This is a genomic window from Microbacterium sulfonylureivorans (assembly GCF_003999995.1).
Classification (GTDB): Bacteria; Actinomycetota; Actinomycetes; order Actinomycetales; family Microbacteriaceae; genus Microbacterium; species Microbacterium sulfonylureivorans.
In genome coordinates, this window is the sequence record NZ_RJAD01000001.1 from 653,156 (window position 1) to 680,095 (window position 26,940).

General features: G+C 70.8%; 26 protein-coding genes. 15 read left to right on the forward strand and 11 right to left on the reverse strand.

From position 1 onward, the window contains the following. The first annotated feature begins 88 nt into the window (after nucleotides 1-88). Together EER34_RS02960 and EER34_RS02965 are read left to right on the forward strand one after the other, a co-directional pair. Nucleotides 89-1,003 carry an ATP-binding cassette domain-containing protein gene (locus EER34_RS02960; protein WP_127473073.1) on the forward strand — a complete coding sequence of 305 codons (915 nt, stop codon included), beginning with the start codon at nucleotides 89-91 and terminating at the stop codon, nucleotides 1,001-1,003. Then, nucleotides 1,000-1,806: an ABC transporter permease gene (locus EER34_RS02965; RefSeq protein WP_127473074.1), complete on the forward strand. Its 807-nt coding sequence runs from the start codon at nucleotides 1,000-1,002 to the stop codon at nucleotides 1,804-1,806. Before EER34_RS02960 ends, EER34_RS02965 begins: the two co-directional genes overlap by 4 nt. A gap of 17 nt (nucleotides 1,807-1,823) precedes the next feature. On the opposite strand, the gene EER34_RS02970 is transcribed toward EER34_RS02965, so the two are convergent. After that, complete coding sequence (locus EER34_RS02970) at nucleotides 1,824-2,228, reverse strand: ArsR/SmtB family transcription factor (RefSeq protein ID WP_127473075.1); 405 nt, start codon at nucleotides 2,226-2,228, stop codon at nucleotides 1,824-1,826. Between the two features lie 65 nt (nucleotides 2,229-2,293). Here EER34_RS02970 and EER34_RS02975 point away from each other — a divergent pair, with 65 nt between their 5' ends. Both EER34_RS02975 and EER34_RS02980 read left to right on the forward strand, forming a co-directional pair. Then, on the forward strand, nucleotides 2,294-3,733 hold the full coding sequence (locus tag EER34_RS02975) for a TrkH family potassium uptake protein (protein ID WP_127473076.1): 1,440 nt from the start codon (nucleotides 2,294-2,296) through the stop codon (nucleotides 3,731-3,733). After that, a complete protein-coding gene (locus EER34_RS02980) occupies nucleotides 3,726-4,397 on the forward strand; it encodes a potassium channel family protein (RefSeq protein WP_127473077.1) in 672 nt (223 codons plus the stop codon). Before EER34_RS02975 ends, EER34_RS02980 begins: the two co-directional genes overlap by 8 nt. On the opposite strand, the gene proC is transcribed toward EER34_RS02980, so the two are convergent. Continuing rightward, on the reverse strand, nucleotides 4,394-5,236 hold the full coding sequence (proC, locus tag EER34_RS02985) for a pyrroline-5-carboxylate reductase (protein WP_127473078.1): 843 nt from the start codon (nucleotides 5,234-5,236) through the stop codon (nucleotides 4,394-4,396). The two genes, EER34_RS02980 and proC, sit on opposite strands and share 4 nt — an antisense overlap. A gap of 83 nt (nucleotides 5,237-5,319) precedes the next feature. Between proC and EER34_RS02990 the strand changes: the two genes are divergently transcribed. From EER34_RS02990 to EER34_RS03010, 5 genes are all read left to right on the forward strand, one after another. Beyond that, nucleotides 5,320-5,709 carry an ArsR/SmtB family transcription factor gene (locus tag EER34_RS02990; protein WP_127473079.1) on the forward strand — a complete coding sequence of 130 codons (390 nt, stop codon included), beginning with the start codon at nucleotides 5,320-5,322 and terminating at the stop codon, nucleotides 5,707-5,709. Nucleotide 5,710: 1 nt separating this feature from the next. Beyond that, nucleotides 5,711-6,385: an SRPBCC family protein gene (locus EER34_RS02995; RefSeq protein ID WP_127473080.1), complete on the forward strand. Its 675-nt coding sequence runs from the start codon at nucleotides 5,711-5,713 to the stop codon at nucleotides 6,383-6,385. A gap of 108 nt (nucleotides 6,386-6,493) precedes the next feature. Further along, nucleotides 6,494-7,606 carry an alpha/beta hydrolase gene (locus EER34_RS03000; protein ID WP_127473081.1) on the forward strand — a complete coding sequence of 371 codons (1,113 nt, stop codon included), beginning with the start codon at nucleotides 6,494-6,496 and terminating at the stop codon, nucleotides 7,604-7,606. A gap of 50 nt (nucleotides 7,607-7,656) precedes the next feature. Further along, nucleotides 7,657-8,622, forward strand: a complete 966-nt coding sequence (locus EER34_RS03005) for a cation diffusion facilitator family transporter (RefSeq protein WP_127473082.1) — start codon at nucleotides 7,657-7,659, stop codon at nucleotides 8,620-8,622. Between the two features lie 3 nt (nucleotides 8,623-8,625). Next, nucleotides 8,626-9,555, forward strand: a complete 930-nt coding sequence (locus EER34_RS03010) for an LLM class F420-dependent oxidoreductase (protein ID WP_127473083.1) — start codon at nucleotides 8,626-8,628, stop codon at nucleotides 9,553-9,555. 2 nt (nucleotides 9,556-9,557) lie between these two features. Here EER34_RS03010 and EER34_RS03015 read toward each other — a convergent pair whose 3' ends face one another. Both EER34_RS03015 and EER34_RS03020 read right to left on the reverse strand, forming a co-directional pair. Then, complete coding sequence (locus EER34_RS03015) at nucleotides 9,558-10,292, reverse strand: DUF2306 domain-containing protein (RefSeq protein WP_127473084.1); 735 nt, start codon at nucleotides 10,290-10,292, stop codon at nucleotides 9,558-9,560. A gap of 94 nt (nucleotides 10,293-10,386) precedes the next feature. Continuing rightward, nucleotides 10,387-10,818 (reverse strand): nucleoside deaminase, encoded by a 432-nt coding sequence (locus EER34_RS03020; RefSeq protein WP_127474256.1) that lies wholly within the window; start codon nucleotides 10,816-10,818, stop codon nucleotides 10,387-10,389. Between the two features lie 106 nt (nucleotides 10,819-10,924). Here EER34_RS03020 and upp point away from each other — a divergent pair, with 106 nt between their 5' ends. Beyond that, nucleotides 10,925-11,557 (forward strand): uracil phosphoribosyltransferase, encoded by a 633-nt coding sequence (gene upp, locus EER34_RS03025; protein ID WP_127473085.1) that lies wholly within the window; start codon nucleotides 10,925-10,927, stop codon nucleotides 11,555-11,557. A 6-nt stretch (nucleotides 11,558-11,563) separates the two neighbouring features. On the opposite strand, the gene EER34_RS03030 is transcribed toward upp, so the two are convergent. The 4 genes from EER34_RS03030 to EER34_RS03045 all read right to left on the reverse strand — a co-directional run bounded on the left by EER34_RS03030 (nucleotide 11,564) and on the right by EER34_RS03045 (nucleotide 17,469). Next, on the reverse strand, nucleotides 11,564-12,835 hold the full coding sequence (locus tag EER34_RS03030) for a type III PLP-dependent enzyme (protein WP_240642090.1): 1,272 nt from the start codon (nucleotides 12,833-12,835) through the stop codon (nucleotides 11,564-11,566). Further along, complete coding sequence (locus EER34_RS03035; protein WP_127473086.1) at nucleotides 12,832-13,377, reverse strand: hypothetical protein; 546 nt, start codon at nucleotides 13,375-13,377, stop codon at nucleotides 12,832-12,834. Before EER34_RS03035 ends, EER34_RS03030 begins: the two co-directional genes overlap by 4 nt. Before the next feature lie 190 nt (nucleotides 13,378-13,567). Beyond that, a complete protein-coding gene (locus tag EER34_RS03040) occupies nucleotides 13,568-13,888 on the reverse strand; it encodes a DUF3467 domain-containing protein (RefSeq protein ID WP_127473087.1) in 321 nt (106 codons plus the stop codon). A gap of 41 nt (nucleotides 13,889-13,929) precedes the next feature. Then, complete coding sequence (locus EER34_RS03045) at nucleotides 13,930-17,469, reverse strand: TM0106 family RecB-like putative nuclease (RefSeq protein ID WP_127473088.1); 3,540 nt, start codon at nucleotides 17,467-17,469, stop codon at nucleotides 13,930-13,932. A gap of 99 nt (nucleotides 17,470-17,568) precedes the next feature. Here EER34_RS03045 and EER34_RS03050 point away from each other — a divergent pair, with 99 nt between their 5' ends. After that, the gene (locus EER34_RS03050; protein WP_127473089.1) at nucleotides 17,569-19,623 is read left to right on the forward strand and encodes an NAD(+) synthase; all 2,055 of its coding nucleotides are present in this window, start codon (nucleotides 17,569-17,571) and stop codon (nucleotides 19,621-19,623) included. 134 nt (nucleotides 19,624-19,757) lie between these two features. On the opposite strand, the gene EER34_RS03055 is transcribed toward EER34_RS03050, so the two are convergent. Next, nucleotides 19,758-20,336, reverse strand: coding sequence for a hypothetical protein (locus EER34_RS03055; RefSeq protein WP_127473090.1), 579 nt, complete (start codon nucleotides 20,334-20,336; stop codon nucleotides 19,758-19,760). 153 nt (nucleotides 20,337-20,489) lie between these two features. On the opposite strand from EER34_RS03055, the gene EER34_RS03060 reads away from it, so the two are divergent. Continuing rightward, the gene (locus EER34_RS03060; RefSeq protein ID WP_127473091.1) at nucleotides 20,490-21,953 is read left to right on the forward strand and encodes a phytoene desaturase family protein; all 1,464 of its coding nucleotides are present in this window, start codon (nucleotides 20,490-20,492) and stop codon (nucleotides 21,951-21,953) included. A gap of 4 nt (nucleotides 21,954-21,957) precedes the next feature. Beyond that, entirely contained in the window at nucleotides 21,958-23,457 is a 1,500-nt protein-coding gene (locus EER34_RS03065) for a lipase maturation factor family protein (RefSeq protein ID WP_127473092.1), read from the forward strand. Here the strand turns inward: EER34_RS03065 and EER34_RS03070 are convergent. Continuing rightward, nucleotides 23,441-24,946, reverse strand: a complete 1,506-nt coding sequence (locus tag EER34_RS03070; protein ID WP_205791330.1) for an MFS transporter — start codon at nucleotides 24,944-24,946, stop codon at nucleotides 23,441-23,443. The genes EER34_RS03065 and EER34_RS03070 overlap by 17 nt on opposite strands. Before the next feature lie 126 nt (nucleotides 24,947-25,072). Between EER34_RS03070 and EER34_RS03075 the strand changes: the two genes are divergently transcribed. After that, a complete protein-coding gene (locus EER34_RS03075) occupies nucleotides 25,073-25,630 on the forward strand; it encodes a phosphorylase family protein (protein WP_127473093.1) in 558 nt (185 codons plus the stop codon). A gap of 3 nt (nucleotides 25,631-25,633) precedes the next feature. On the opposite strand, the gene EER34_RS17385 is transcribed toward EER34_RS03075, so the two are convergent. Further along, nucleotides 25,634-25,810, reverse strand: coding sequence for a hypothetical protein (locus EER34_RS17385; protein ID WP_164743428.1), 177 nt, complete (start codon nucleotides 25,808-25,810; stop codon nucleotides 25,634-25,636). A gap of 107 nt (nucleotides 25,811-25,917) precedes the next feature. Here EER34_RS17385 and EER34_RS03080 point away from each other — a divergent pair, with 107 nt between their 5' ends. Further along, nucleotides 25,918-26,934 (forward strand): hypothetical protein, encoded by a 1,017-nt coding sequence (locus EER34_RS03080; protein WP_127473094.1) that lies wholly within the window; start codon nucleotides 25,918-25,920, stop codon nucleotides 26,932-26,934. Nucleotides 26,935-26,940 lie beyond the last annotated feature (6 nt).

The window sequence follows — 26,940 nt, forward strand, 5'->3', positions numbered from 1 at the left end:
TGTGTTACTGTCATAAACAGTTTCCTCCGTACACACGCGATACCTCCATACACATCCGTGTCACTCGTACACAGAGAAGGGATGCCTCATGGCACACGACACCGCACCGCCCGCGATCGACGTCCGCGGTCTCCGCAAGACGTTCGGAAAGCAGGTCGTGCTCGACGACCTCGACCTCGTCGTCCGACGCGGCGAGGTCTTCGCCCTCCTCGGGCCCAACGGCGCGGGCAAGACGACGACGATCAACGTGCTGACCACGCTCACGCGCCCCGAGTCGGGAACCGCGACGGTCTCGGGCATCGACGTCATGGCGTTCCCCGAGCGGGTCAAGCAGCGCATCAGCCTCACCGGCCAGTCCGCCGCTGTCGACGATGTGCTGACCGGCACGGAGAACGTCGTGATGCTCGGACGCCTGTCGGGCCTCTCCCCTCGCGCCGCGCGGCGGCGTGCCGGCGAGCTCCTCGAGCGGTTCGGCCTGACGGATGCCGCGTCCCGGCGCGTCGGGGCATACTCCGGCGGCATGCGCCGCCGCCTCGACCTCGCCCTGAGCTTCGTCGTGACCCCCGAGGTGCTCTTCCTCGACGAGCCCACGACCGGCCTCGACACACGCAGCAGGCGGGAGCTGTGGGACGTGATCCGCTCCCTCGCCGACGCCGGCACCACCGTCTTCCTCACGACGCAGTACCTCGAGGAGGCGGACCAGCTCGCCGATCGCATCGCCGTGCTCGACGGCGGCAGGGTCGTCGCGACCGGTAGCGCGGCCCAGCTCAAGTCCCGCGTCGGCGGCGACACCGTCGAGCTGCACGACGCGCACGGCGAGCTCCTCCGCGAGGTGCCCACCGACGGCACGGTCTCAGACCTCCGCCGCGCCCTCGACGTGCTCGACGAGTCCGGCGCGGAAGGCGTCGTGAGCCTGCGGCGCCCGAGCCTCGACGACGTGTTCCTCGCCCTCACCTCACCCGACGCGCGCCGCGCCGAGGCATCCCTGAAGGAGATCGCATGACCGCCCTGACCCTCGCCCCGGAGGCGCCGACGCTGCGCCCGCGCATCTCGGGGCTCACCGCCGAGAGCGTGTTCGTCGGCCGCAGCCTGCGCCACTCGCTTCGCGACGGCGAGTCGCTGCTGATGGCGATCATGCTGCCCGTGATGCTCATGCTGCTGTTCACCTATGTGTTCGGCGGCGCCATCGACCCGACGGGCGGCTACGTCGACTACGTGGTGCCCGGGATCATCCTGCTGTGCGCCGGCTTCGGCGCCTCCAGCACCGCGGTGTATGTCGCGAGCGACATGAAGGCGGGCATCATCGACCGCTTCCGCACGCTGCCCGTCCGCGCCAGCGCCGTGCTGACCGGGCACGTCGTGGCGAGCCTGCTGCGCAACCTCGTCGCCACCGGGCTCGTGGTGTGCGTCGCGCTGCTGGTGGGGTTCCGGCCGACCGCCGATCCGGCCGGCTGGCTCGCGGCGCTCGGAATGATCGCGCTGTGGATCCTCGCGATCACCTACCTCTTCGCGGCGCTGGGCCTCGCGTCGAAGAGCCCTGAGGGCGCCAACGCATACGGATTCGTCATCCTGTTCCTGCCATACCTGTCGAGCGCCTTCGTGCCGGTGGACTCGATGCCCGAGTGGCTGCAGTGGGTGGCCGAGAACCAGCCGGTCACTCCGATCATCGAGACGATCCGCGGACTCCTGATGGGTACGCCGATGGACGGGCAGGCGTGGTGGGGAATCGGATGGTGCCTCGCGATCCTGGTGGTCTCGTTCGCGTGGGGCGCATGGCTGTTCCGCCGCAAGGCGGGGCGCCGCTGACCGCTTGCGCTGCGGGGTCAGCGGCCGGGGAGCTTCTTGAGGGCGTTCTCGATCGCGTACTTCGCGGATGCCGCGGCCCTGCCCACGACGTCGGCCGCGTGTGCGGCGGAGTCGGGCAGGGTAGACCCCGCGTACTGGGGCGCGTCCTCGTCGCCGAGGAACGGCACGAGCCAGTCATCCACTTCGTCGAGCGGCTCGGCCGACAGGCTGTAGTAGCGGTGCTGGCCCTCCTCGCGCACCGAGACCAGGTGTGCCTCGCGCAGCACCTTGAGGTGCTTCGACACCGTCGGCTGGCTCGCGCCGAGCTCGTGCACGATGTAGGAGACGCTGGTGCCGCGCTCCCCCGAGGCGGCGCGATCGAGCAGGAGTCGCAGGATGTCGCGACGCGTGCCGTCCGCGATCACGTCGAAGATGTCCGCCATGTGCTCAGATTAGTCAAGAGCCCCGCGGAGTACCATGACGGGAGTCTCGTGGCGAAAGGGGCGACATGGCGACTGACCCGGCTGGGTCGATCGTGCGCCGCGTGCCGTCGGTGCTGAAGGCCGCTTGGGATCGCCTGCGGAATCTCACGACGTCATCGCCCGCTCGCTTCGCAGTGCTCGTCTTCGCGTCCCTCGTGCTGCTGTTCACGGCACTGCTGTCCCTGCCCGCAGCGACCACGGACGGGCGCCGGCTTCCGCTGGCCGACGCCGTGTTCACCGCGGTGTCGACGATCTGCGTGACCGGCCTCAGCACGATCGACATCGCCACGGTGCTCTCCCCCTTCGGCAAGGCCCTCATCTTCATCGGCGTGAACATCGGCGGTATGGGCGTGCTCACGCTCGCCTCGATCCTCGGCCTGATCATCTCGAAGCGTCTCGGGCTGCGCGCCAAGCTGATCGCCGCGAGCGACTCGAATCCGCTGCGGACCCATGGCGGCCCCGTCAACGAGGGGCAGACGGTCCGCCTGGGCGAGGTGGGCACGCTGCTGCGCACCGTCGCTCTGTCGACCCTGCTCATCGAGGCGCTCGTCGCGCTCGCGCTCTACCCCTCCCTGATCTTCGCGGGCGTCCCTCCTCTCGATGCCCTCTGGGAGGCGCCGTTCTACGCGGCGATGTCGTTCACGAACACCGGCTTCACCCCCAACCCCGGCGGGCTGGTGCCGTTCGCAGACGACTACTTCCTGCTGACCGTGCTCATGGCGGGCGTCTTCCTCGGCAGCATCGGGTTCCCCGTCATCTACTCCCTGTGGCGCCACTACTGGCACGTCCGCAAATGGGGGCTCCACACCAAGCTCACGATCATCACCACCGTGCTGCTGTTCTTCGCGGGGGCAGCCGCCTTCCTCGCGCTCGAGTTCAACAATCCGAAGACCTTCGGCTCGATGGACGCATGGGACACCACATTCCAGGCATTCTTCCTGTCCGCGATGACGAGATCGGGCGGTTTCGCCGTCGTCGACATCGGCGATCTGTACGGCTCGTCGATCATCGTGGGCTGCATGCTCATGTTCGTCGGCGGCGGCTCCGCCTCGACGGCGGGCGGTATCAAGGTCACGACGCTCGCCGTGCTCGCGCTCGCCGTGTGGTCGGAGGCGAAGGGCCGCCAGTCCGTCGAGGCCTTCGGCCGGCGCATCCCGAGCGACGTGCAGCGCGTCGCCCTATCGGTCGTCGCGTGGGGCGCGACGATCGTCGCCCTCTCGACGATCACGATCGCCCAGATCAGCCAGGCGCCTGTCTCGGACGTCCTGTTCGACGTCATCTCGGGGTTCGCGACCGTCGGCCTGTCGACAGGTCTCACGGCGGAGCTCAGCGACCCGGGCGTCTACGTGATGGCCCTGACGATCTTCATGGGCCGCATTGGTACAGTGACTCTCGCCGCGGCGGTGGCCGCGACGAACCGATCGCAGCTGTACTCGCTGCCGGTGGAAAGGCCGATCGTTGGTTGAGCGGATCAGGAGCGACGCACCCGTCCTGGTGATCGGCCTCGGGCGCTTCGGCGCAGCGTGCGCCGGCGAGCTGGACAGGCTCGATCGCGAGGTGCTCGCGATCGACGAGAGCCTCGAGCTCGTCCAGAAGTGGTCGGAGCGCGTCACCCACACGGTCCAGGCAGACGCCAAGAACATCGATGCCCTGAAGCAGATCGGCGCCCAGGACTTCCAGGTGGCGGTCGTCGCGGTCGGCTCGTCGATCGAGGCATCCGTCCTCATCACCGCGAACCTGGTCGACCTCAAGGTCCCGCAGATCTGGGCGAAGGCGGTGTCGCAGTCGCACGGCAAGATCCTGGCGCGCGTGGGGGCCAACCACGTGATCTACCCCGAGCGCGAGGCCGGCGAGCGCGTCGCGCACCTGGTGAGCGGACGCATGCTCGACTTCATCCGCTTCGACGACGACTTCGTGCTCGCGAAGATGTACCCGCCGAAGTTCATCCGCGGGGTGGGCCTGAACGAGTCCGGCGTGCGGACCAAGTACAACGTGACCGTCGTCGGCGTGAAGAGCCCCGGCAAGCCTTTCCGCTACGCCGAGGCGAACACCGTCGTCACCAACCACGACCTCATCATCGTGTCGGGCACGAACTCCGACATCGAGCGCTTCGCCGCCCTCGACCGCTAACCGCCCGCCGCGAGCTCCTTCGCGCGGGCGAGCGCCGCGTCGGTCGCGCGCGCGAACACGTCGTCGAGCCGTGCCTCCTGCAGCACGGCGACGGCCCGCTCGGTCGTGCCCTTGGGGCTGGTGACGCGTCGGCGGAGCTCGGCCGGGTCGTCGTCGGATGCCTCCAGCAGCGCCGCAGCGCCGATGAAGGTCTGCTCGGCCATCAGCCGGGCATCGGCCTCGGAGAACCCCTGGCCGATCGCAGCCCTGGTGAACTCCTCGACGACGAGGAAGAAGTAGGCCGGCCCCGATCCCGAGATCGTCGACAGCGGGTCGATCTGCGACTCGGGCACCTCGACGACCGTGCCGACGGTCTCGAACAGGCGCCGGACGACGGCCACCGCGACCTCGTCGGCGTGGGTGCCGGCGGCGAGGCCGGTCACTCCCCTGCCGACCAGCGACGGCGTGTTCGGCATGGAGCGGAGCACCGCGACATCGTCGCCGAGGATCGATTCGAAGGTGGCGACGGTCACGCCGGCCGCCAGGCTCACCACGATCGTCCCCGGCCGAAGCACCGGAGCGATCTCGCGCAGGAGGTCGGGGACCATGACCGGCTTGACGCCGATGAGGACGATGTCGGCGGCGGCCGCGGCATCCGTGTTGCCCTTCGGGTTCGACTCGAGCGCGATGCTCGTCACGCCCGCGAGGCCGGCGAACTCTGCGGCCTTGGCGGCCGAGCGGTTGGTCGCGGTAACCCCTCCGGCCGCGAGGCCGGAGCCCACCAGGCCGTGCAGGATCGCACCGCCCATCGAGCCGGCACCGAGGATCGCGATCGGGGGAAGGGCGGAGCTGTCGGTCATGGCGCCATCCTATGAGCGCGGGGGCGCGGCACCCGCTATTAATCATCGTTGACTTATATAAGCCGCAATGCAATCATTGATCCGTGCACGCCCTCGATGTCCTCGGCGATCCGGTCCGCCGGCGCCTGCTCGAACTCCTCGCCGACGGCGAGCGCAGCGCGGGCGACCTCGGCGAGACCGTGCAGCGCGAGTTCGGGATCTCCCAGCCCGCGGTCTCGCAGCATCTGCGGGTGCTGCGGGAGTCGGGCTTCGCGACCGTCCGACCGGAGGGCACCCGACGGCTGTACGCGGTCGACCCGGCGCCCCTCGAGGCAGCGGACGGCTGGTTCGATCCCTTTCGGCGGATGTGGCAGCCGAAGCTCGACGCCTTGGGCACCGAGCTCGCGCGCGGACGCCGGGCACGGCGACTCGCCCCGGCGGAGTCCTCCCCCGAACCCGAAGGCCCGTCCGACGACACCGACAAGGAGAACTGACATGGTGGACGTGAACGCGCAGATCGGCGCGGTCGACCGCGCCGTGCGCACGACCGAGATAGACGGCGACGAGGCACGCGTGCAGACGCTGGCCCAGGACTACCCGTCGCCGATCGACGACGTATGGGATGCCGTCACCTCGGCAGAGCGGATCGTGCGGTGGTTCGCCCCGGTCGACGGCGAACTCCGCCTCGGGGGTCGGTACCAGGTCGTCGGCAACGCCGGCGGAGAGGTGCTGGTCTGCACTCCCCCGCACGACGGCCGCGCCGGGTACCGCGTGACGTGGGAGTACGGCGGCGGGGTCTCGTGGCTCGAGATCGGGCTCACTCGGATCGACGACGAGTCGACCCGGCTCGAGCTGACCCACATCGCGAAGATCGCCGGCCTGCCGCCGGGCTTCTGGGAGACGTACGGGCCCGGGGCCACGGGTGTCGGCTGGGACCAGGGTCTGCTGGGCCTCGCGCTGCACCTGACCGGCGGCGAGCGCATCGCGCCCGAGGAGGCCGAGGCGTGGATGGTGGGCGACGAGGGAAAGCGGTTCGCGCGGGCGGCCGCAGACGGCTGGGCCGCCGCGCAGATCGCCGACGGGGCGGATCCGGATGCCGCGGCGAGCGCCGCCACCCGCACCTACCTCTTCTACACCGGACAGACGGCGGACGAGGCCGCGGAGTCCTGAGCGGCGGAGGGCTGACATGAAAGCCTGTTCACGTCGTTGGAATGCGGGGCTATAGTCGAGACTGCGGGGGCGAGGACGTCTCCGGCGCGGACAGCGGAGGACCCGACCATGACCCTCTTCGACGGCATCACGGAGCGCGTCATCGAGACTGCGCGACTGAACGTCAACATTCTCGAGCGCGCGGGCGACGAGCCCAGCACGCCCCCGGATCGCACGGTCGTCCTGATCCACGGGAACGTCTCGTCGTCCCTGTTCTGGCAGGAGCTGATGCAGGACCTGCCCACCGATCTCCGGGTGATCGCCATCGACCTGCGGGGGTTCGGCGGGACGGAGCACGCGCCGATCGACGCGACCCGAGGAGTGCGCGACTTCAGTGACGACGTGCATGCGACGCTCGAAGCGCTCGATATCCGCCGCGCCCACCTCGTCGGGTGGTCGATGGGCGGCGGCGTGGTCATGCAGTACGCCCTCGACCACCCTGTGCTCAGTCTGACGCTGGAGTCCCCCGTCTCGCCCTACGGCGTCGGTCCCACGCGACGCGACGGCACACGCCTCACCGACGACGACGCGGGCTGCGGTGGGGGCAGCACCAATCCCGACTTCGTGCAGCGCCTCATCGACCACGACGAATCGGACGAGGCACCCACGTCGCCGCGGAACGTCTTCCGCTCGAGCTACGTCGCCGACGGGTACACGAGCGAGAACGAGGACGTGTGGGTCGCATCGATGCTCACGACGTCGACGGCGACCGGCAACTACCCGGGCGACAGTGCCCGGAGCGAGAACTGGCCGGGCTTCGCCCCGGGCAGGATCGGGGTTCTCAACTCGATGGCACCGCAGTACTACGACGTGTCGGGCATCGTCGACCTCGGCGAGAAGCCGCCGGTGCTGTGGGTGCACGGCACGCTGGACCCGATCGTCTCGGACTCCTCGCTCTACGAATTCAACAACCTCGGCAAGCTCGGAATCATCCCGGAGTGGCCGGGCGACGAGGTCGCCCCGCCGCAGCCGATGGTGTCGCAGATGCGCGATGTGCTCGCCGCCTACTCCGCCGGCGGCGGCGTCGTCACCGAGCTCGCCCTCGAGGGGGTCGGTCACACCGCGCACCTCGAGCGTCCGGCCGAGTTCCGCCACGCGCTGCTGACCGTGATCGGCTACGTCGGCCCGTCGGCGCATCCCGCCCCGCCCACCGAGGCGATCATCATCCGCTCGGCCGACTGACCTCCCGGACCCGCGCCGAACGGAGGACGCTGCATCCGTAGACTCGTCGCATGAGTGCTTCCGGTGGCGGCAAGGCGATCATCGCGGCGTTCCTGGCGAACATGGGCATCGCCCTCGCCAAGTTCGTCGCCTGGCTCATCTCGGGGTCCGCGTCGATGCTCGCGGAGGCCATCCACTCCGTCGCCGACTCGGGCAACCAGCTGCTCCTCCTCCTCGGCGGTCGCCGCGCCAAGCGCGCCGCGGACCGCGACCACCCGTTCGGCTACGGACGGGAGCGGTACGTCTACGCCTTCGTCGTCTCGATCATCCTCTTCTCGGTCGGCGGCCTGTTCTCGATCTACGAGGGCATCGAGAAGATCACGCACCCGCACGAGCTGACGAACTACTGGGTGCCCATCGCGGTGCTCGTCATCGCCATCGTCCTCGAGTCCTTCTCGCTGCGCACCGCGATCCACGAGAGCAACCACATCCGCGCCAAGGGACAGTCGTGGGTCTCGTTCGTGCGCCATGCGAAGGCGCCCGAGCTGCCCGTCGTGCTGCTCGAAGACGTGGGCGCGCTCATCGGCCTCGTGTTCGCGCTGTTCGGGGTCGGCATGACCTGGATCACGGGCAACCCGCTGTTCGACGCTCTCGGGACCCTCATGATCGGCACGCTGCTGATCATCATCGCGATCACCCTCGGCATCGAGACCAAGAGCCTCCTCGTCGGCGAGGGGGCGACGGTGGCCGACCACGACCGCATCGTGAGCGCCATCACCGACGGCCCCGAGATCGAGAAGCTCATCCACATCAAGACCCTCTACCTCGGCCCGGACGAGCTGATGGTGGCGGCCAAGCTCGGCTTCCACTCCGACAAGCCGCTCGCGTCCGTCGCCTCCGACATCGACCGCATCGAGAAGCGCGTCCGCGAGGCGGTGCCCACGGCGCGTGTGATCTACCTCGAGCCCGACATCTACCGCCCGGGTGACGATCCGACTCCTCCGACCGAGGACTTCGTCATCCGGTCCATGGACTGACCTGTGGAGTACTGCCTCTTCACCGAGCCCCAGCAGGGCGCGAGCTACGACGACCAGCTCGCGTTCGCGCAGGCCGGCGAGCGCCACGGCTTCGACGGGTACTTCCGCTCCGACCACTACCTCCACATGGGCGACGGCGACCCCCACCCCGGTCCGACGGACGCCTGGACGACGCTCGCCGGCCTCGCACGGGAGACCTCGCGCATCCGCCTCGGGACGCTCGTGTCGTCGGTGACGTACCGGCTGCCGGGCATCCTCGCGATCCAGGTCGCCCAGGTCGACGCGATGTCGGGCGGACGCGCCGAGCTCGGCCTCGGCACGGGGTGGTTCGAGCGCGAGCACCGGGCCTACGGCATCCCCTTCCCCGCGAAGCGGTTCGACCTCCTCGAGGAGCAGCTCGAGCTCATCACCGGCCTGTGGGGCACACCGGCCGACGAGACCTACAGCTTCTCGGGCAGGCACTACGAGCTCACGGATGCCCCGGCACTGCCCAGGCCCGTCCAGGAGCGGGTGCCGGTGATCGTCGGCGGCGCCGGGCCGCGGCGGACGCCCGAACTCGCCGCACGGTTCGCGACCGAGTTCAACATCGGCTTCCGGCCCGAGCACGAGATCGCCGAGAAGTTCGCCGGAGTCCGTGCCGCCTGCGAGCGCGTCGGCCGCGACCCGGAGTCGCTCAGGCTCTCGGTCGCGCTGCCGACCCTGGCCGCGGCATCCCCGGCCGAGCTCGACCACCGCGCGTCCAACATCGGCCGCACCGTCGACGAGCTGCGCGGCGACACGAACATCGTCGGCGGTCGCGACGAGATCATCGCCAAGGTCGAGCGGCTGGCCGCGCTGGGTGCCGACCGCGTCTATCTGCAGCTCATGGATCTGCGCGATCTCGGCCAGGTCGGCTTCCTCGGCGAGGACGTGCTGCCTCACCTCCCCCGCTGACTTCAGCCGCGCGTGACCGGCAGCCGGTACGAGGGCAGTCCGCGACGGCGGATGAGCCACTCGGCGACCACGAGGTTCGGCAGCCAGCACAGGAACGGCACAGCGGCGTACGCGTTCGCGAAGGCGGAGTCGAACTCCCACGGCTGCCCGAGGAGAAGCGGGGCGAGCAGCAGCAGCGGCAGCCATACCCGAAGCGTCACACCCGCATAGGTCAGGGCGTAGTTGCGGATCATCCACGCCTGATGGCTCGGCACGTCCCGTCGGCGGATCGCACGGTAGGCGCGCCAGCCGCTGGCGAGCCACAGGACGCCCAGGGCACCGAAGCCGAAGAAGCCGACGTACCCTGCAGGGCTCGACGGGGCGATGATCAGCCCGCCGACGCCTCCCACGGCGACACCCGTCAGGTAGATCCGCCCGATCCAGCGATGCACGCGCGGTGCCCGGGTGCGCAGGCCGCGCCAGAACTGCAGAGCGCCCAGGACGAGGGCGGTCGCGCTGCCGGCGATGTGGACGTAGAGCGCTCCCTGCACGAAGACGGAGGTCTCGGCGTACGTGGGGGCGAGCCCGACCTCCTCGCCGGCGAGGTCGTGGAGCGACGCGGTGAAGTACGGCACCGCCGAGTAGGCGACGACGGCCAGTGCGGCGAGCAGGACGAAGGTCCAGCCGATGCGGCCGGCGAGACGGCCGGAGCGCGTGGCGACCGGGGCGGTGCGAACGGGTTCGATGAGGCGGGTCACGCCTGTCACGGTAGGGGCGGGCGCACACACGCCGGCAGGGGGCAGACCCCCGGAATGCGCGCGCGTGAACCCCCGGTCGAGCGCGGTTTCCCGTTCAGCGCCGGGCGTCGAAGAAGGCGCGGAGAAGAGCGGATGCCTCGGCCTCCCGCACCCCCGCGACCACCTCGGCCCGATACGGCAGGCGTCGGTCGCGCACGACGTCGTACATCGACCCGGCGGCGCCCGCCTTCTCGTCCCAGGCGCCGAACACGAGCCGCGAGACTCGCGCCTGCAGCATCGCCCCCGCGCACATGATGCAGGGCTCGAGGGTGACCACGAGCGTGCAGCCGTCGAGGTTCCAGGAGGCGAGGGATGCCGCGGCCTCCCGGAGCGCCACCACTTCGGCGTGCCCCGTCGGGTCGTGGGTGACCTCGCGGAGGTTGCGGCCGCGCCCGATCACCTGGCCCGAGGCATCCGTCACCACCGCACCGACGGGAACGTCGCCTGCGGCGCCCGCCGCGTCCGCCAGCGCGAGCGCGAGGTCCATCGCGGCGAGGTCGGCGGGCTCGAAGGTCACAGCACGAGCGTACGACGGCGAGGCGTCACCCGAACTCCCCTCCGGGGCGGGGCGTGTCACGCACTACCCTGGGCGTATGCGCCTGCACGTCGCCGACCACCCCCTCATCACCCACAAGCTCACGGTGCTGCGCGACCAGCGCACCCCGTCGCCGGTCTTCCGGCAGCTCACCGAAGAGCTCGTGACCCTTCTCGCCTACGAGGCGACCCGCAACGTGCGGGTGTCGCCGATCGAGATCCAGACCCCCGTCACCACGACGACCGGCGTCAAGATCAGCGAGCCCCGCCCCCTCGTGGTGCCGATCCTGCGCGCCGGACTCGGCATGCTCGAAGGCATGGTGAAGCTCATCCCGACCGCCGAGGTCGGCTTCCTGGGCATGGTCCGCAACGAGGAGACCCTCGAGCCCTCCACCTACGCCGAGCGTCTGCCCGACGACCTGAGCGATCGTCAGTGCTTCGTGCTCGACCCGATGCTCGCGACGGGCGGATCCCTCGGCGCAGCGATCGAGTTCCTGTTCGCCCGCGGGGCACAGGACGTCACCGCGATCTGCCTGCTCGGCGCACCCGAGGGCGTCGCCGCGATCGACAAGCAGGTCGCCGGCCGAGACGTCACGCTGGTGCTCGGCGCGATGGACGAACGGCTGAACGAGAAGGGGTACATCGTCCCCGGGCTCGGCGACGCCGGCGACCGCCTGTACGGGACGGTCTGACGCCGGTCAGACGATGCTGGCGGCGCGGGGATCGGACGCCCCGATCGCCGTCACCTCACCGGTCGTGAGGCCGCGCCCCATCACCGCGATGGGCGTGAGCGCGCGACCGTTGAACCGTGTCGCCGTCACTGCGGTGTAGGCGCCCATCGTCGGGCTCACGAGCAGGTCGCCGACGGCGAGCTCGGGCAGCAGCAGCTCCCGCGCGACCACGTCGGACGAGTCGCAGGTCGGCCCGCCGAGCGTCGCCCAGCGATGCGACGCCTCGTCCGGCGTGCCGCCGAGCAGCTCCCGCTCGGCGAACACGAGCGGATGCACGTCCTCCGCGACGACGTTCGAGTATGAGCCGTACACCCCGTCGTCGATGTAGTACCAGCGGCCGTCGTCGCGCTCCGCGACACCCACCACGCTCGTGACGAGCGTCATCGCCTCGGCCACGAGCACGCGGCCGGGCTCGGCGATGATGTCGAGGCGTGCCGCGTGGGGCTCGAGGATCGGTCGCAGGCGCTCCGCGACGTCCTCGAGGGAGCTGGTCGGAGCGTCGTACGCGACAGGGAAGCCGCCGCCGATGTCGAGCGTGTCGAAGCTCACGCCGAACCGTCGCTCCAGGTCGTCCATGAGCGCGAGCGTGTCGCCGACCGCGTGCGCGAAGCGACCGGGATCGTCGAGCTGACTGCCGACGTGGAAGCTGAATCCGGCGATGCGTGAACCGGTCAGACGCGCCCGCGCGACGAGGTTCGCCGCCTCGAACGGGCCCACGCCGAACTTGCTCGACAGATCGCTCTTCGCGTGCGGGCTGCGGTAGGCCAGCCGGACCAGCAGGCGCACGTCAGGCGGGGCATCCGCGAACTTGCCCAGCTCCGCCTCGTTGTCGATGACGAACGTGCGCACGCCCGCCGCGATGGCCTCCGAAATCTCGGACGGCTTCTTGACCGGATGCGTGTGGATGATGCGGGATGCGTCGATCCCGCGGCGCTGGAGCAGCGAGAGCTCGTCCGCGGTGGCGACGTCGAATCCGCTCCCGGCGTCGTCGAGCGCGCCGATGACGGCGTCATGCGCGAGCGCCTTCACCGCGTAGTGGAACCTCACGAACGGCAGCGCGTCGCACAGCCGCCGGTATTGGCGCCGCACCCGATCGGGGTCGAGCAGCAGCAGCGGGGTGCCGTGCACCGCGACGGCGGCGCGTCCGGCATCGGTGGCGAGCAGGGCGGATGCCTCGGCTCGCCGCCGCTCGATCAGGGTGCGCATCGCCCGCCGGTCCGCGCGCGTCGCCTGGCTCACGGCGCACTCTCCGGTGCCGTACTCTCCGATGCCGCACCGCCGTCGCGCAGACCGGCCTTCGATGTGATCGTGAAGGCGCCGGCGGCGATGGCGTAGAAGATCACGTCGGCGACGACCTTGCCGACGAGCAGCCCCCACATCGGGTCGGCGAACAGCCATATTCCCGCCATCAGCAGGGCGGGCCGGAGGAGGAGGGTGTCGAGCAGTTCGGCCACGCCGAACTCGGCGACGAGGAGCATGCCGGTGCGTCCGACGGCGGCGCGGCGCGACCGTGTGATCGGTGCCTGCTCGAGGTAGATCGTGGCGGCCAGCACGGCATAGAAGCCGACGACCTCACCGAGGAGCGCCGCCAGGGCGATGATCGCCGCGTTGTCGCTCCACAGCGTGACGCCGAGGCCCGCCATCACCATCGCGGCGGTCCCGACGATCTCGGCGGGCAGGTACCGCGTGATCCAGAAGACGATGCCGCGGCGGCGCAGCGCGGGCTCGGCATCCGTCCGGCTCAACTCGGTGACGATGCTGTCGTGCGTGATCGCAGTCATCTCGCACCCCCTTCCCCCTGAGAGAGGGAGAGGCGCGAGAGATGATACCGGCACGACAGGACGGTGCGGCATCCGCCCCTCGCCGAACGAATGCCGCACCCGCGCCAAAGACGCTCTGCCAGGCTACGTGCGCGGTCCGACCCCGAGTACGGGGTTGACAGGCTCGGATGAGGCGTCTAGCCCTCCTGAATCAGGTGTCGAGAAGCGGGCCCTGAGGGTTGCGGCGACCGGTCTCCTGCTCCCAGAACTCCAGCTGCTGGGTGAGCGCCTTGGCGAGCTCGAACACCTGCTCGGGAGGGATGCGGATCCGGCTCACGACGCGGGCGGGAACGACCGTGTGGTGCTCCCCCGTCTCGGGGTCGACCTGCTCGCGCGGCGGCTGGGCGAGGGTGAGGAAGTCCATGACGAACACCGTGGGCGTGTGCCACACATTGGCGAAGTCGGCGTAATTGCCGCCGATGTGCTCGGGGGGCAGGTCGATCTCGAACTGCCGGGGTGCTTCATCGGCCATGGATGCCTCCTGGGTCGGTGTGAGCGCAGTCTACGCGGCGCTCACGCGCGGCCGACGAGCCGTGCGAACCCGCTGAGTCGGGCGACCCCCTCGGGCGTGCGCGGAAGGTCGTCGAGGAGCGCAGGCGAGTGGATCAGGTACGCGGTGTGCTTCGCCCGCGAGATGGCGACGTTGAGCCGGTTGCGCAGCAGCAGGAACTCGAGTCCGCGCGGGGCGTCGCGCCCCGACGAGGCGGCCAGCGACACGATCGCGACGGCGGCCTCCTGACCCTGGAACTGGTCGACCGTCCCGACGGGCACATCGGCGAACCCGGCGCCGGCGAGCGCCTCCTCGACCGCCACCTGCTGCGCGTTGTACGGCGTGACGACGATGATGTCGCGCGGGCCGAGCGGACGGGGTGCGACGGGTGTCGTCACCCCGTCATCGTCGACCCGGATGTCGGACCACGCCCGTCCGACGAGACCCTGCACGATCTCGACCACGGCGGCCGCCTCTTCGAGGGACTGCGTGGCATTGCCGTGGTGGCGCAGCGGCAGCGCGACGAGCCCGGCGTCCACGCCTTCGAGCATGCGCAGGGCCGTCGACGGATGGGCCGCGAGCTCGCCGCGGTACGACAGCTCGGACACCGGTGCGGCCACCGCCGGGTGCATGCGCCACGTGCGGGCGAGGAAGTACCCGTACTCGGGCGGGATGACGTCGGCGCCGTCCATGACCCACCCGAGCGCCGAGGTGTCGACGGGCTCGGGGTGGGTGCCCTGGCTGACCTGCGGCAGCTGCTGCGGGTCGCCGAGGAGGAGAAGTCGAGTGGCGGCGAGCGAGACCGCGATCGTCGAGGCGAGCGAGAACTGGCCGGCTTCGTCGATCACGAGGAGGTCGAGGCTGCCGCGCGGGATGCGGCCCTCGTGGCTGAAGTCCCATGCGGTGCCGCCGAAGACGAAGCCCGATTCGGCCCGGGCTGCGGTGAACTCCGCCACGCCGTTCTTGCGCAGCGGGGTGAACGGGTACTCGTCGCGATCGACCTTGGGCGCCTTGCCCACCAGCTCTTTCGCGACGCCGGCCGCGACGATCCGCTCGAGCATGTTCTCGACGACCGCGTGCGACTGCGCGACCACGCCGACCTTGTAGCCGCGCTCGGCGATGAGCCGCGCGATGACGTGCGAGCCGACGTAGGTCTTGCCCGTGCCCGGAGGCCCCTGGACGGCGAGGTAGCTGCGGTCGAGGTCGACGACCGCGCGCACGATCGCATCGACGTCGTCGCCGCCCGGCACCGGCAGTGTGCCGGTGACCGTACGGGGTCGCCGGCGGCACAGGATGTCGGTCGCCGGGTCGCCGGGAAGCGCGGGAGCAGCGTCGATCACGGAGTCGGCCCACGCGTCGATCGCCGACTGCTGATTGCCCGCGGTCGGCGGAGACGGCGGCGTCAGCGCGATCGGCAGCTCAGCCCACGTGACGCCGTCGACCGCAGTCTCTTCGACGACGGCGCCGTCGTCGAGCACCTCGAGCACGGTCACGGACCGGTACGAGTGGATCCAGCGCGGCGATCCTTCGAACGGGTACGGCGCGGGCAGCTCGTAGAGCGCGAAGGGGCTGGTGCCCTCGCTGAGTCGCGTGCCCGGTGCGAGCTCGCCGCGGAGCTCGATCGTGCGTCGCTCGCCGCCGCGCCCGCTCTCGGCGAAGTGCCAGTCCTCGACGACGCGCGAGCGCGCGGGATCGACGACGGCGACGTCGCGCGTCTCTTCCCACAGGGACACCGGCTCGCGCAGGCGCAGGAAGTGCGTCGCCCAGAAGGTCTTGGACTCGCGCGGGTAGTAGTCGATCGCGGCTGCCCCGAGTCGCAGCGACTGGGCGTCGGCGGAGTCGACGGGGTGGTGCGCCGCGAGCGCCTCGAGGGCGAGCGCGCGGGGTGAGGGCTCGTACGCCCTCTCGTCGGGCTCGGGATTGGGAGACGGACGCAGGCCGGCCTCGCGGGCGCGATCGACCAGCCAGTCGCGCAGCCGCCGGGTCGAGACGCAGTCGTAGCGGTTGTAGTCGGCGAGGTCGTCCAAGATCTCCTTGGCCGCCGCGTCGTCGCCGTCGGAGGCGAGGGCGCGCGCCTCGACATAGCGGACGATCGAGTCGTCGCCCTTCTGCACATCGCTCGTGCGCACCTCGTCGCCCATGTACAGCGGCTCGAGCTTCTTGATCGAGTACGACCGCGAGCCGACACGCAGAGCCCGCCGAACGACGGGGTAGAGGTCGACGAACACCCCGTCGCGGAGCAGCCTGTCGACGTCGGCCTCGCGCACGCCGTGTCGGGCTGCCATCGCGAGGAGGTGGCTCGGCTCGTACGGGGCGTAGTGGTAGATGTGCATGCCGGGATGCTGCTGCCGCCGCAGCGTGACGATGTCGAGGAACCTCTCGAGCGCGATCCGCTCGTCGGCGAACGTGTGCGCCCACAGCGCGCTGTACTGCTCGCGGTCGTCGACCCATCCGAAGAGATAGTCGATGCCCCACTGCACCGGCTCGCCCTCGCGCCCGGCCGGATTGGGCTCGGTGTGCAGCGGATCGCCTTCGAAGTCGAAGAACATGTCGCCGTGGTCGGGACGGGGCAGTGCGCCGAGGGCCGTCGGCGCGACGACTTCGAACGTCGGAAGCGGCGGCGCGGCGTGCGCGGCCGGCGGCGCGATGAGGGGCGGCGTGCCGGCAGGGCTCTCGAGCTGCAGGCGCGCCTGGGTGCGAAGCATCCCGAACGTATCGGGGTTCATGCCGGCGGGGCCGGTCGCCGCGGCGGCGAGGTCTTCGATCGTGCGCACTCCCCCGGCGCGGAGCCGTTCGCGCTGCACGGGGCGCATGCCCGCGACGAGGAGGAGATCGCGGGATGCCACGACCTCGGCGTCGCAGGTCGCGCACCGCCCGCAGGCGACCACGTCGAGGTCGCCACGGGGATCGCCCCAGGCGATCGCCTCGCCCGCCGCACCGAGGTCGAGCCGGCGATCGGCGATGAGCGCCGCCAGCCGCTCGCGGCGGAGCACGAAGACGGGCATCAGGTCGTCGACGTCGTGCACGCTGACGCTGCCGTCGCCGAGGAGCAGCTCGACCCGGTCGGCGCGCGCCACGCCCAGGCGGTCGAGCTGGTCGACGTAGGCGGCCAGCTGCATGAGCGCCGTGACGCGGGCGTGGCGGGCGAGCTTGGTGTCCTGCACGACCCACCGGCCGGCCCCGTCGCGCACGAGGAAGTCGGCGAAGCCGACGAAGTCGCTCGTCGCGAAGGCTGCCTGGTAGACGACGTCCGCGTCGGAGGCCAGCGCCGCATCGGTCAATGCGACCGCCTCGGCGAGCGCGTCCGCGTGCGACGAGCGCGTCTCGGGGATCTCGACCACGCCGGTGCCGAAGCGCTCGACGTAGTCGGCGAGGACCTGCAGCTCGTGGGCGGTGCCGAGCCGGCCGGCGCGCTGGAGGGTGAGGTCTTCGGGGTCTTCGACCGCGACCACGCGCCCGAGCTTGGCGTCGATCGCACGAAGCCACGCGAACTCGCACTCGGCAGCCGCCTTGAGGTCGCTCGCGCTCCAGACGATCCGGCCTTCGTCTTCGATGTATCGCATGCCCGCCTTTCCCTTATGACCATAACCGCGGCATCCGACACCTCCTCCCCCGGAGGCACGCCCTCGCCGTCACCGGACGCGTCCTGCCAGACTGGGGGCATGAGCCTCCCTTTCGAGAGCGCCTACCGGCACGGATTCGCCCGGATCGCAGCCTGCACCCTCCCCGTGGCGATCGCCGACCCGGCGGCGAACGCCGACGCCGTCCTCGCCACGGCGCGCGAGTGCGACGCCGACTCCGTCGCGGTCGCGCTGTTCCCGGAGCTGTGCCTCACCGGGTACTCGATCGACGATCTCGTGATGCAGGACGCCGTCCTGGACGCCGTCGTGCGTGCGATCGAGCGGCTGGTGGAGGCATCCGAGGATCTCTTCCCGATGCTCGTGGTGGGCGCACCGCTGCGCCACCGCAGCCGTCTCTACAACTGCGCCGTGGTGATCCACCGCGGCGAACTGCTGGGCGTCGCGCCGAAGTCGTACCTGCCGACCTACCGGGAGTTCTACGAGCGCCGCTGGTACGCGCCCGGCGACGACCAGGCGGAGGAGTACATCCGCGTGGGCGGGCTCGAGGCGCCGTTCGGTCCCGACCTGCTGTTCGAGGCGCTCGACGTCCCCGGGCTCGTGGTGCACGCCGAGGTGTGCGAAGACGTCTGGGTGCCGATCCCGCCGTCGGCGGGCGCCGCGCTCGCCGGCGCCACCGTCCTGCTCAACCTGAGCGGCAGCCCGATCACGATCGCGCGGGCCGAGGATCGCAAGGACCTGTGCCAGTCGCAGTCGCTGCGCTGCCTCGCCGCGTACGCGTATGCCGCTGCGGGCATGGGCGAGTCGACGAACGACCTCTCGTGGGACGGCCAGACCATGGTCTACGAGGGCGGGATGCTGCTCGCCGAGACGGAGCGCTTCCCCGACGGGCCCCGACGTTCGGTCGCCGACGTCGATCTCGACCGCCTCCGGCAGGACCGCCTGCGCCAGGGCACGTTCGACGACAACCGCCGCACGCACGATCCGCAGTTCCGCGTGGTGCACTTCGAGCTCGAGCCGCCCGCGACCGACATCGGCCTGCGCCGCCCGCTCGACCGGTTCCCGTTCGTGCCCGACGATCCCACCCGCCTCGCCCAGGACTGCTACGAGGCCTTCAACATCCAGGTGTCGGGCCTCGAGCAGCGAATGCGGGCGATCGGCGGACCGAAGCCGGTGATCGGGGTCAGCGGCGGGCTCGACTCGACGCATGCGCTGCTCGTGGTCGCTCGTGCGATGGATCGCATGGGCCGGCCGCGCAGCGACATCCTGGCGTACACGATGCCCGGGTTCGCGACGAGCGAGCACACCAAGTCGAACGCGATCGCCCTGGCCGAGTCGGTCGGCGCCTCGATCGAGACGATCGACATACGTCCCGCCGCGAGCGAGATCCTCGAGGGCATCGGGCATCCGTTCGCCGACGGCGAGCCCGTCCACGACGTGACGTTCGAGAACGTGCAGGCGGGCATCCGCACCGACTTCCTCTTCCGTCTGGCGAACCAGCACGGCGGCATGGTCATCGGCACCTCCGACCTGTCCGAGCTCGCGCTCGGCTGGGCGACGTACGGCGTCGGCGACCAGATGAGCCACTACGCCGTCAACGCCGGGGTCCCGAAGACCCTCATCCAGCACGTCATCCGCTGGGTGATCGCGCACCGGGAAGGCGTCGACGAGGCCGAGGCTGCGGTGCTGCAGGCGGTGCTCGACACCGAGATCAGCCCCGAGCTCGTGCCCGCCGGACAGGACGGGAAGATGCAGTCGACCGAGGACCGCATCGGTCCCTACTCGCTCCACGACTTCGCGCTGTTCCACATCCTCCGATACGGGTTCCGCCCGTCGAAGATCGCCTTCCTCGCGGCCGCGGCCTGGGGCGACAAGGATGCCGGGGCGTGGCCCCCCGGATTCCCCGCCGACGACCGGTTCGCGTACGACCTTCCGACCGTCGCGAAGTGGCTGCAGGTGTTCCTGCGGCGCTACTTCGCCTTCGCGCAGTTCAAGCGCTCGGCGATCCCCAACGGGCCGAAGGTCTCGCCGGCGGGCTCGCTGTCGCCCCGAGGCGACTGGCGGGCGCCGTCCGACGGCAACGCCACCGTGTGGCTCGCGGAGCTCAAGGCTGCTCTGCCGGAGCTCGTCGAGGAGTGAGCGGATGCCGCGCCCGCGGCGTCCCGACTCCGTGGCGTGGCGTCACCGATGGCGTTCGGGGCGCCTCGTGTCGTTCGGGGCGCGTATGACCTGCCCCGAACGACGGCACACGCCCCGAACACCGGGCCCGGCGCTCAGACCGGCGCGGCGCCGTACGCGAGCGTGATGACCCAGCTGTCGCGGGACAAGTCGGCGAGCTGGTAGTAGACGCGGCGATCCGGGATCCACCCCTTGGTCAGCGGGCTGTCGAGCCGCACATGGTCGGCGGCGACGCGGGCGCCGCGCCCGTCGGCGTCACGGATCGCCTGGACGCGGGTCCAGTGGGCGATGAGCTGATCGAGGTTGCCCTCGTCGTACAGGTGCGAGTGCCGCCTCATCTCGTGCAGCGTCGGCTCGTCGGGATGCGCATCGCGCAGGTCGAGGCCGAGCGGGACGGCGGGATCGGCGACCGCGACGACCGTCGCCGCGCGGAAGTTGGCGTTGCGGATGCCGAGGGGCACCTCCTGGCCGTCGACCTCTGCGATCAGCTGGGTGTGGAAGCCGAACCTCCCCGGCGCCTCCCGTTCGATCAGCACGGACTTCGGGTCGACGCCGAGCTGAGCCGAGACGATCTCGCGTGCGAGCGTCCGCTTGCGGTCGTGCTCGGGGATCTTCGGATCCCAGCCGAGGCGGGCGGTGATCCCCGCCGGGGTGTCGAGCAGCACGGATTCCATGTCCCACCTCTTCCCGCGGCGGAGCCGCCCATTCATCTTGTCGCGGCTTGTCGCGTGGAGGAAGTGCGCCGCGCGGAGTGATTGCGACGCCGCCGGTCCTTCCCGTCGACGACCCTGTGACGGATGCCCTCGCATCGGTGCCAGGATGGAGCCATGGCCAGACGCGCGACCGTGGTCGGCAGCGGGCCCAACGGGCTCTCGGCCGCCGTCGCACTCGCGCGGGCGGGTTACGAGGTGCGGGTGCTCGAGTCGTCCGCCACCGTCGGCGGGGGCGTCCGCAGCGCGGAGCTGACGCTCCCCGGGTTCGTCCACGACGTGTGCTCGGCGGTGCATCCTGCGGCGCTGTCGTCGCCGTTCTTCCGCGCCTTCGGTCTCGGCGAGCGCATCGAGTGGATCCGCCCCGAGGCGTCCTACGCCCAGCCGCTCGACGGCGGCCGGGCGGCGATCGCGTGGCGCGACATCGAGCGCACCGCCGCCGGCCTCGGCCGCGACGGCCGGATGTGGCTCGCGGCGCTCCGTCCGCTGAGCGCGCACCTCGACGCCGTCGTGGACTTCACGGGATCGCAGCTGCTGCGGTGGCCTCGGCATCCGATCACCACCGTGCGCTACGGCCTGCGCGCACTGCAGCTCGGCTCGGCCCTGGGCCGGGGGACGTTCGCGACCGAGGAGGCCGATGCCCTGCTCGCCGGGGTCCTCGCCCATTCGAACTCCCGTCTGCCGAGCGTCGGCGCCGCGGCGTCGGGCCTGTTCCTCGCCGCCCACGGCCACGCGGGCGACGGCTGGGCGTTCCCCCGCGGCGGTGCTCAGCGCATCGCCGACGTGCTCGCCGACGACCTTCGCGCGCACGGCGGCGAGATCGAGACCGGGAGCCTCGTCTCGACCCTCGACGGCCTCGACTGGGGCGATCCGGATGCGGGCGACCTGCTTCTCCTCGACACGACGCCGCGACTCGCTCTCACGCACCCCGACATCCCCGCCCGGTACGCCGCGGCGATCCGGCGCTATCGATACGGGGCGGCGGCGGCGAAGGTCGACTTCGCGCTCGACGGGCCCGTGCCGTGGCTGCATCCCGATGTCGCGCGGGCGCCGACCGTGCACCTCGGCGGAACCCGCGCCGAGGTGGAGGCGAGCGAGAACGCGGTCGCGCGGGGCTCCGTCACCGACCGGCCGTACGTGCTGGCCGTGCAGCCTACGGTGCTCGACCCGACGCGGGCGCCGGAAGGCAAGCACGTGCTGTGGACGTACATCCATGTGCCCGCCGGCTCATCGCTCGACGCGACGGAGCTCATCACGCGTCAGGTCGAGCGCTTCGCCCCCGGATTCCGCGACCGCGTCATCGCGACGAGCACGATGACGGCGGCCGAGCGGTTCGCCTACAACCCGGCCGACATCGGAGGCGACATCCTCGGCGGCGCCTTCACCTTCGCCCAGGCGATCCGGCGTCCGACGGTGTCGACGACTCCGTGGCGCACGCCGATGCGGGGCGTCTACCTGGCGTCGGCGGCCTCGCCGCCCGGGCCGGGGGTGACGGGCATGCCCGGCTGGTACGCCGCGCGCCAGGCGCTGCGCGACACGCGGGGCCTGCGCGTCGACCCCGAGGACCTCTTCCGGACGTGACAGCATGGACGGCTTCGCAGCGGTCGACTTCGAGTTCGCGCGGCAGGTGCTCCAGCGGGGCATCGCAGCACTGTTCGTCATCGCGTTCGTCTCGACGCTGAACCAGTTCCGTCCGCTGCTCGGCGAGCGCGGACTCCTCCCCGCCCCGGAGCTCCTCGAGTGGGCGCGCACATCGCCGCGAGGACGGATGCTGCGGCCGACGCTGTTCCGCCGGCTGGGCTACACCGATCGACGGCTCGCGGCGCTGTGCTGGACGGGCATCGCCATCGCTGCGGCACTCGTGTGCGGCATCCCGCAGCTGCTCACGCCCTGGGCGCCGATGGTCTGCTTCCTCGCGCTGTGGCTGGGGTACATGTCGGTCGTGAGCATCGGGCAGACGTTCTACGGCTTCGGGTGGGAGATGCTGCTGCTCGAAGCCGGGTTCCTCGCTGCGTTCCTCGGATCGTCCACCGAGCCTGCGCCGACCGTGGTCGTGGTCCTGTTCTGGTGGCTCGTGTTCCGCCTCGAGTTCGGCGCCGGCATGATCAAGATCCGCGGCGGACGAGAGTGGCGCGACCTCACGGCCCTCACCTACCACCACGAGACGCAGCCGATGCCCGGACCGCTCAGCCGGCAGGCGCACCTGCTGCCCCGCTGGTTCCACCGCGGCGAGGTGCTCGGCAACCACTTCGCGCAGCTGGTGGTGCCGTGGTTCCTGTTCGCGCCGCTGCTCGGGCTCTGGGTACCGGGGCCCGGACCGGCGATCGTCGGCGCCGCGGCCGCCGCGGTCGTCATCGCGACTCAGCTGTGGCTCATCGTGACGGGCAACTTCGCGTGGCTCAACTGGGCGACGGTGGTGATCGCGTTCTCTGCGATCGGGCTCCCGGGGGTCGGCGCGCCTGGGACACCGCCGTCGGAGGATCCGCCGTGGGTGGTCGACGGGATGCCGCTCCCCTGGCTCGTCGTCACGTGCCTGGTCGGCGCGCTGTACGTCGTGCTCAGCTGGTGGCCGCTGAAGAACCTGTTCGCGCATCGTCAGCTGATGAACGCGAGCTTCAACCGCTGGCAGCTCGCCAACGCCTACGGTGCGTTCGGCACGGTCACGAAGGAGCGGATCGAGATCGTCGTCGAGGGCACGCTCGACGACGACCCGGACACCGCGGTCTGGCGCGAGTACGCGTTCAAGGGCAAGCCGGGCGACCTTCGCCGCATCCCCCGCCAGTTCGCCCCGTACCATCTGCGGCTGGACTGGCTCATGTGGTTCCTTCCGCTCGGCCGTTCGCTGGACGACTGGTTCACGGCGTTCCTCCTGCGCCTGCTGCAGGCGGATGCCGCGACCCTCCGCCTCCTGGACGGCGATCCGTTCGCGGGCAGCCGCCCGGCGTGGGTGCGGGCGGTCGCCTACCGCTATCGCTTCACGACCCGCGCCGAACTCCGTGCGAGCGGCGCGAGGTGGGTGCGCGATCGCCGACACGTCGTGATGACGCCGATCGCTCTCGGCGACCCGCTCAGGCCTTCGCGGTGACCCGGGCTCCGGCCTCGCCCTTGCGGCGCGCGGTGAGGTCGACGATCGCCACCATGAAGGCGATCGCGAGGAACAGCCCCACCGAGATCATCCCGAAGGCGTAGGCGTCGTGATAGGCGACGGTCGCGTCCTCGTTCCCGCTCTCGCGGTAGATCGTCGCATAGAAGAGGGACAGCGCCACGGCCGTGCCGATCGCCGCGCCGATGCGCTGGCCGAGCTGGCCGACCGAGCCGGCAACGCCGCCCTGCTTGACGGGGATGTCCATGAGCGTGAGCGTCTGGTTCGGGGCGATGACGAGGCCGCCGCCCGCACCGCCGACGGTCATCACGGCGGCCATGACGTACGGGGTCCACGCGGGATCGACGTAGACGGCGGCGAGCACCAGGCCCCCGACGCAGGCGAGCATCGCGGCGAGTCCCCAGACGACCACGATCCGGCCGAAGCGGCCGACGAGGTTGCCGCCGACCCACGAGGTGACGGCGCTCGCGAGCGCGAACCCGATCGAGACCATGCCCGCGTACACCGGGGCGAGGCCGAGCCCGATCTGGAGGAAGAGCGTGGTGGTCAGGAAGAGGGCCGGGGCGGCCGTGAAGTACGCGGTCTGCAGCATCGTCCCGTTGCGGTACGACCCGATGCGGAACAGCTTCAGCGGGATGAGCGGACTCCTGCCCCGAGCCAGGTAGCGGCGCTCCCACGCGAGGAACGCGGTCAGGAAGAGCGCGAAGACGATCAGCAGCCACCATCGGGCCGGGTTGTCGGTCGGCGCGCCCGTCGTGAACAGGAACGGCCACATCAGGGCGACGACGGCTGCCCCGAAGAGCAGCACCCCCACCGGGTCGAGCTGCACCTTGCGGCGCGAACGCGTCCTCGTGGACGGGAGCATCCACAGGACGAGCGCGATCGCGATCAGGCACAGCGGCACGTTCATCCAGAAGATGAGCCGCCAGCCATCCGTCGGACCGCCCAACGCGATCAGCAGGCCGCCGACCGTCGGGCCGAACGCCGTCGCCACGCCGATGGTGGCGCCGAACAGGCCGAACGCTCGCCCGCGCTCCTTGCCCTGGAACAGCTCCTGCGCCATCCCGAGCACCTGCGGCATCTGGATGCCGGCAGCCACCCCCTGCAGGAGCCGTCCGACGAGCAGAACCGTCGCTGTCGGCGCGAGGGCGCAGATGATGCTCGTCACGGTGTAGAGCGAGAGCCCGACCACGAACAGCATCCGGCGCGAGCGCTGGTCGCCGAGGCGCCCGGCGGGAACGAGGACGAGGCCGAACGTGAGGACGAACCCCGACACGATGAGCTGCAGTTCGGTCGACCCGGCGTCGAGGACCTCGCCGATCGACGGCAGGGCGACGTTGACCTTGGTGAGGTCGAGGATCGTGATCGCGGCGACGGCCACGCACACCCAGAACGCCCGCCAGCGCGCGCCCGGGGTCAGCGGGATCGCCGCGGTGGGCGGGAATGTTCCTGAGACTCCGGTGCTCGCCATCCGGCCCAGGCTATCGGCGTCCGCCGCGTGCGGTCGGATCGCGGGCGTCCGGCGGGATCGGTCGATGTGGCTCGCGCGGGCCCGCGCCACACCGTTCGTACAGCCGGGAGCGGGGAGAATGGTGGGGTGAAGCTCCTCGTCGCGGCCCTCGAAGCCGAACTCGTCGCCTTTCCCGATGACCTCCCCGGCTTCGACCGGCTCGTGACCGGTCCGGGCAAGCTCCAGGCCACCTATGCCCTGACGCGCGCGCTCGACGCCCGCGCCTATGAAGAGATCGTCGTGGTCGGCACCGCCGGAGCGATCGACGCCCGCCTCGACGCCGACGTGTACGACATCGACGCCGCGATCCAGCACGACGTCACCGACATCGACGGCATCGTGGGCCAGCACGTCTCGCTGCCGACCCGCATGGAGCTCGGCCGCGAAGGCGTCACGATCGCGACCGGCGACCACTTCGTCGACGACGCGGAGGCCGTCTCGGTCATCCGACCGCTCGGTGCCGGGCTGGTCGACATGGAGACCTACGCCTACGTGTGGGTCGCCGAGCAGTTCGGCCTGCCGATCCGCGTGCTCAAGGCCGTGTCGGACCGCGCGCAGGACGATGCGATCACCGACTGGCGCGCGACCGTGACGGCGTGCAGCCACCAGCTGCGCGACACCATCCGCGCAGAGTACGGCGTCTAGCCGTCACTCCCTGCGCGTGAAGAGTCCGCGCAGCACGAAGAACACGATCGCCGCGACGACGGCGACGATGACGAGCTTGCCGATGAACCACAGCAGCGAGAACAGCACGTCCACCAGCACCCAGGCGATGACGACCGCCACGACGACTCCGACGACGGTCCACAGCGTGCTCTTGTTCACGAGAACAGCCTAGATAGTCTGGGAGGCCGTGATGAGCGCCTGCCGCTCCGCGCGTCCGCTCTCGCTCGTCACGCCACGCGTGCCTCCTCCCCTCAGCAAGGATCACCATGTCGAACCCCACCGAACCTTCTCCTCCTCAGCCGGAGGAGCCGTCGGCGGCACAGACTGACTCCGACCCGGCCTCGCCGGACGCCCAGCCCACCGAGGTCTACCCGCCCGCCGGCCTCCCGCCCGCAGCCGACGCCCAGCCCACCGAGGTCTACCCGCCCGCCGGTCTCCCGCCCGCAGCCGACGCCCAGCCCACCGAGGTCTACCCGCCCGCCGGTCAGGCGGGGTATCCGCCGCAGGGCTACGGCCGGCCCGTGAGCGACCCGGGTGCCTACGGACAGACGGGCTATGCAGCACCCCCGTACGGAAACCTCGCGCAGGCGACTCCGCCGGGTGCGGCATCCGTCTCGGGCGCGGACCGCCCCCGCACACTGGGGTGGATCGCGCTCGGCGCCGGGATCGGCGGCCTCGCCCTCGTCGCTGCGGCATTCATCCCGCTCCTGTGGATCTCGATCGTCCTCGCGGTGATCGGCGGCGTGATGCTGCTCGCAGCGCTCGTCCTCGGGATCATCACCCTCGCCAGCAGGAAGCAGGGCGGAAAGGGCCTCGGCATCGGAGCGATCGCGATCGCGATCCTGGGCGGGCTCGCATGGATCGCGGCCATGAGCCTCGCCGTGATCCTGAGCATCGCGGCGGTCTCGACGGAGTCGGTCGGCGGCGAGCCCAGCCCGTTCCCGTCGTCCGAGACGACCCCCGACGACGAGTCGACCGAGGAGGGCGGCGAGGAGGCGTCAGGCACCTACGACGAAGCCGCCTTCCTCGCGCAGATCCGCCCCGAGATCACCGCGATCATGCAGGAGATCGAACCGTCGATCACCGAGGAGATGCTGAGCCAGGTGTACCCGGACGAGGTGCTCGTCGAACTGGGCAAGGGTCTCGTCGTGACGGGCGATGTCGGCCGCGAGGCGATCATCACGTCTCTCTCCGCGGCGAGCGGCGGCGTCTTCACCGAGGAGCAGGCCACCCGTTTCTACGACACGGTGTACGACGCCGCGCAGCAGCACCTGGTCGAGTAGTCCGAC

Excerpts from the sequence above, each read along its gene's own strand:
- EER34_RS03020 (WP_127474256.1), bottom strand. The coding sequence starts at position 10,818 with ATGGACCTCGCGCTCGCGCTGGCGGACGCGGCGGGCGCCGCAGGCGAC.
- EER34_RS03045 (WP_127473088.1), bottom strand. The coding sequence starts at position 17,469 with ATGCGATACATCGAAGACGAAGGCCGGATCGTCTGGAGCGCGAGCGAC.
- EER34_RS03080 (WP_127473094.1), top strand. The coding sequence starts at position 25,918 with ATGTCGAACCCCACCGAACCTTCTCCTCCTCAGCCGGAGGAGCCGTCG.
- EER34_RS02995 (WP_127473080.1), top strand. The coding sequence starts at position 5,711 with ATGGTGGACGTGAACGCGCAGATCGGCGCGGTCGACCGCGCCGTGCGC.
- EER34_RS02975 (WP_127473076.1), top strand. The coding sequence starts at position 2,294 with ATGGCGACTGACCCGGCTGGGTCGATCGTGCGCCGCGTGCCGTCGGTG.
- EER34_RS03065 (WP_127473092.1), top strand. The coding sequence starts at position 21,958 with ATGGACGGCTTCGCAGCGGTCGACTTCGAGTTCGCGCGGCAGGTGCTC.
- EER34_RS03050 (WP_127473089.1), top strand. The coding sequence starts at position 17,569 with ATGAGCCTCCCTTTCGAGAGCGCCTACCGGCACGGATTCGCCCGGATC.
- EER34_RS02960 (WP_127473073.1), top strand. The coding sequence starts at position 89 with ATGGCACACGACACCGCACCGCCCGCGATCGACGTCCGCGGTCTCCGC.
- proC (WP_127473078.1), bottom strand. The coding sequence starts at position 5,236 with ATGACCGACAGCTCCGCCCTTCCCCCGATCGCGATCCTCGGTGCCGGC.
- EER34_RS03055 (WP_127473090.1), bottom strand. The coding sequence starts at position 20,336 with ATGGAATCCGTGCTGCTCGACACCCCGGCGGGGATCACCGCCCGCCTC.
- EER34_RS02970 (WP_127473075.1), bottom strand. The coding sequence starts at position 2,228 with ATGGCGGACATCTTCGACGTGATCGCGGACGGCACGCGTCGCGACATC.
- EER34_RS02965 (WP_127473074.1), top strand. The coding sequence starts at position 1,000 with ATGACCGCCCTGACCCTCGCCCCGGAGGCGCCGACGCTGCGCCCGCGC.
- EER34_RS03070 (WP_205791330.1), bottom strand. The coding sequence starts at position 24,946 with ATGGCGAGCACCGGAGTCTCAGGAACATTCCCGCCCACCGCGGCGATC.
- EER34_RS03005 (WP_127473082.1), top strand. The coding sequence starts at position 7,657 with ATGAGTGCTTCCGGTGGCGGCAAGGCGATCATCGCGGCGTTCCTGGCG.
- EER34_RS03035 (WP_127473086.1), bottom strand. The coding sequence starts at position 13,377 with ATGACTGCGATCACGCACGACAGCATCGTCACCGAGTTGAGCCGGACG.
- EER34_RS03040 (WP_127473087.1), bottom strand. The coding sequence starts at position 13,888 with ATGGCCGATGAAGCACCCCGGCAGTTCGAGATCGACCTGCCCCCCGAG.
- EER34_RS03000 (WP_127473081.1), top strand. The coding sequence starts at position 6,494 with ATGACCCTCTTCGACGGCATCACGGAGCGCGTCATCGAGACTGCGCGA.
- upp (WP_127473085.1), top strand. The coding sequence starts at position 10,925 with ATGCGCCTGCACGTCGCCGACCACCCCCTCATCACCCACAAGCTCACG.
- EER34_RS03060 (WP_127473091.1), top strand. The coding sequence starts at position 20,490 with ATGGCCAGACGCGCGACCGTGGTCGGCAGCGGGCCCAACGGGCTCTCG.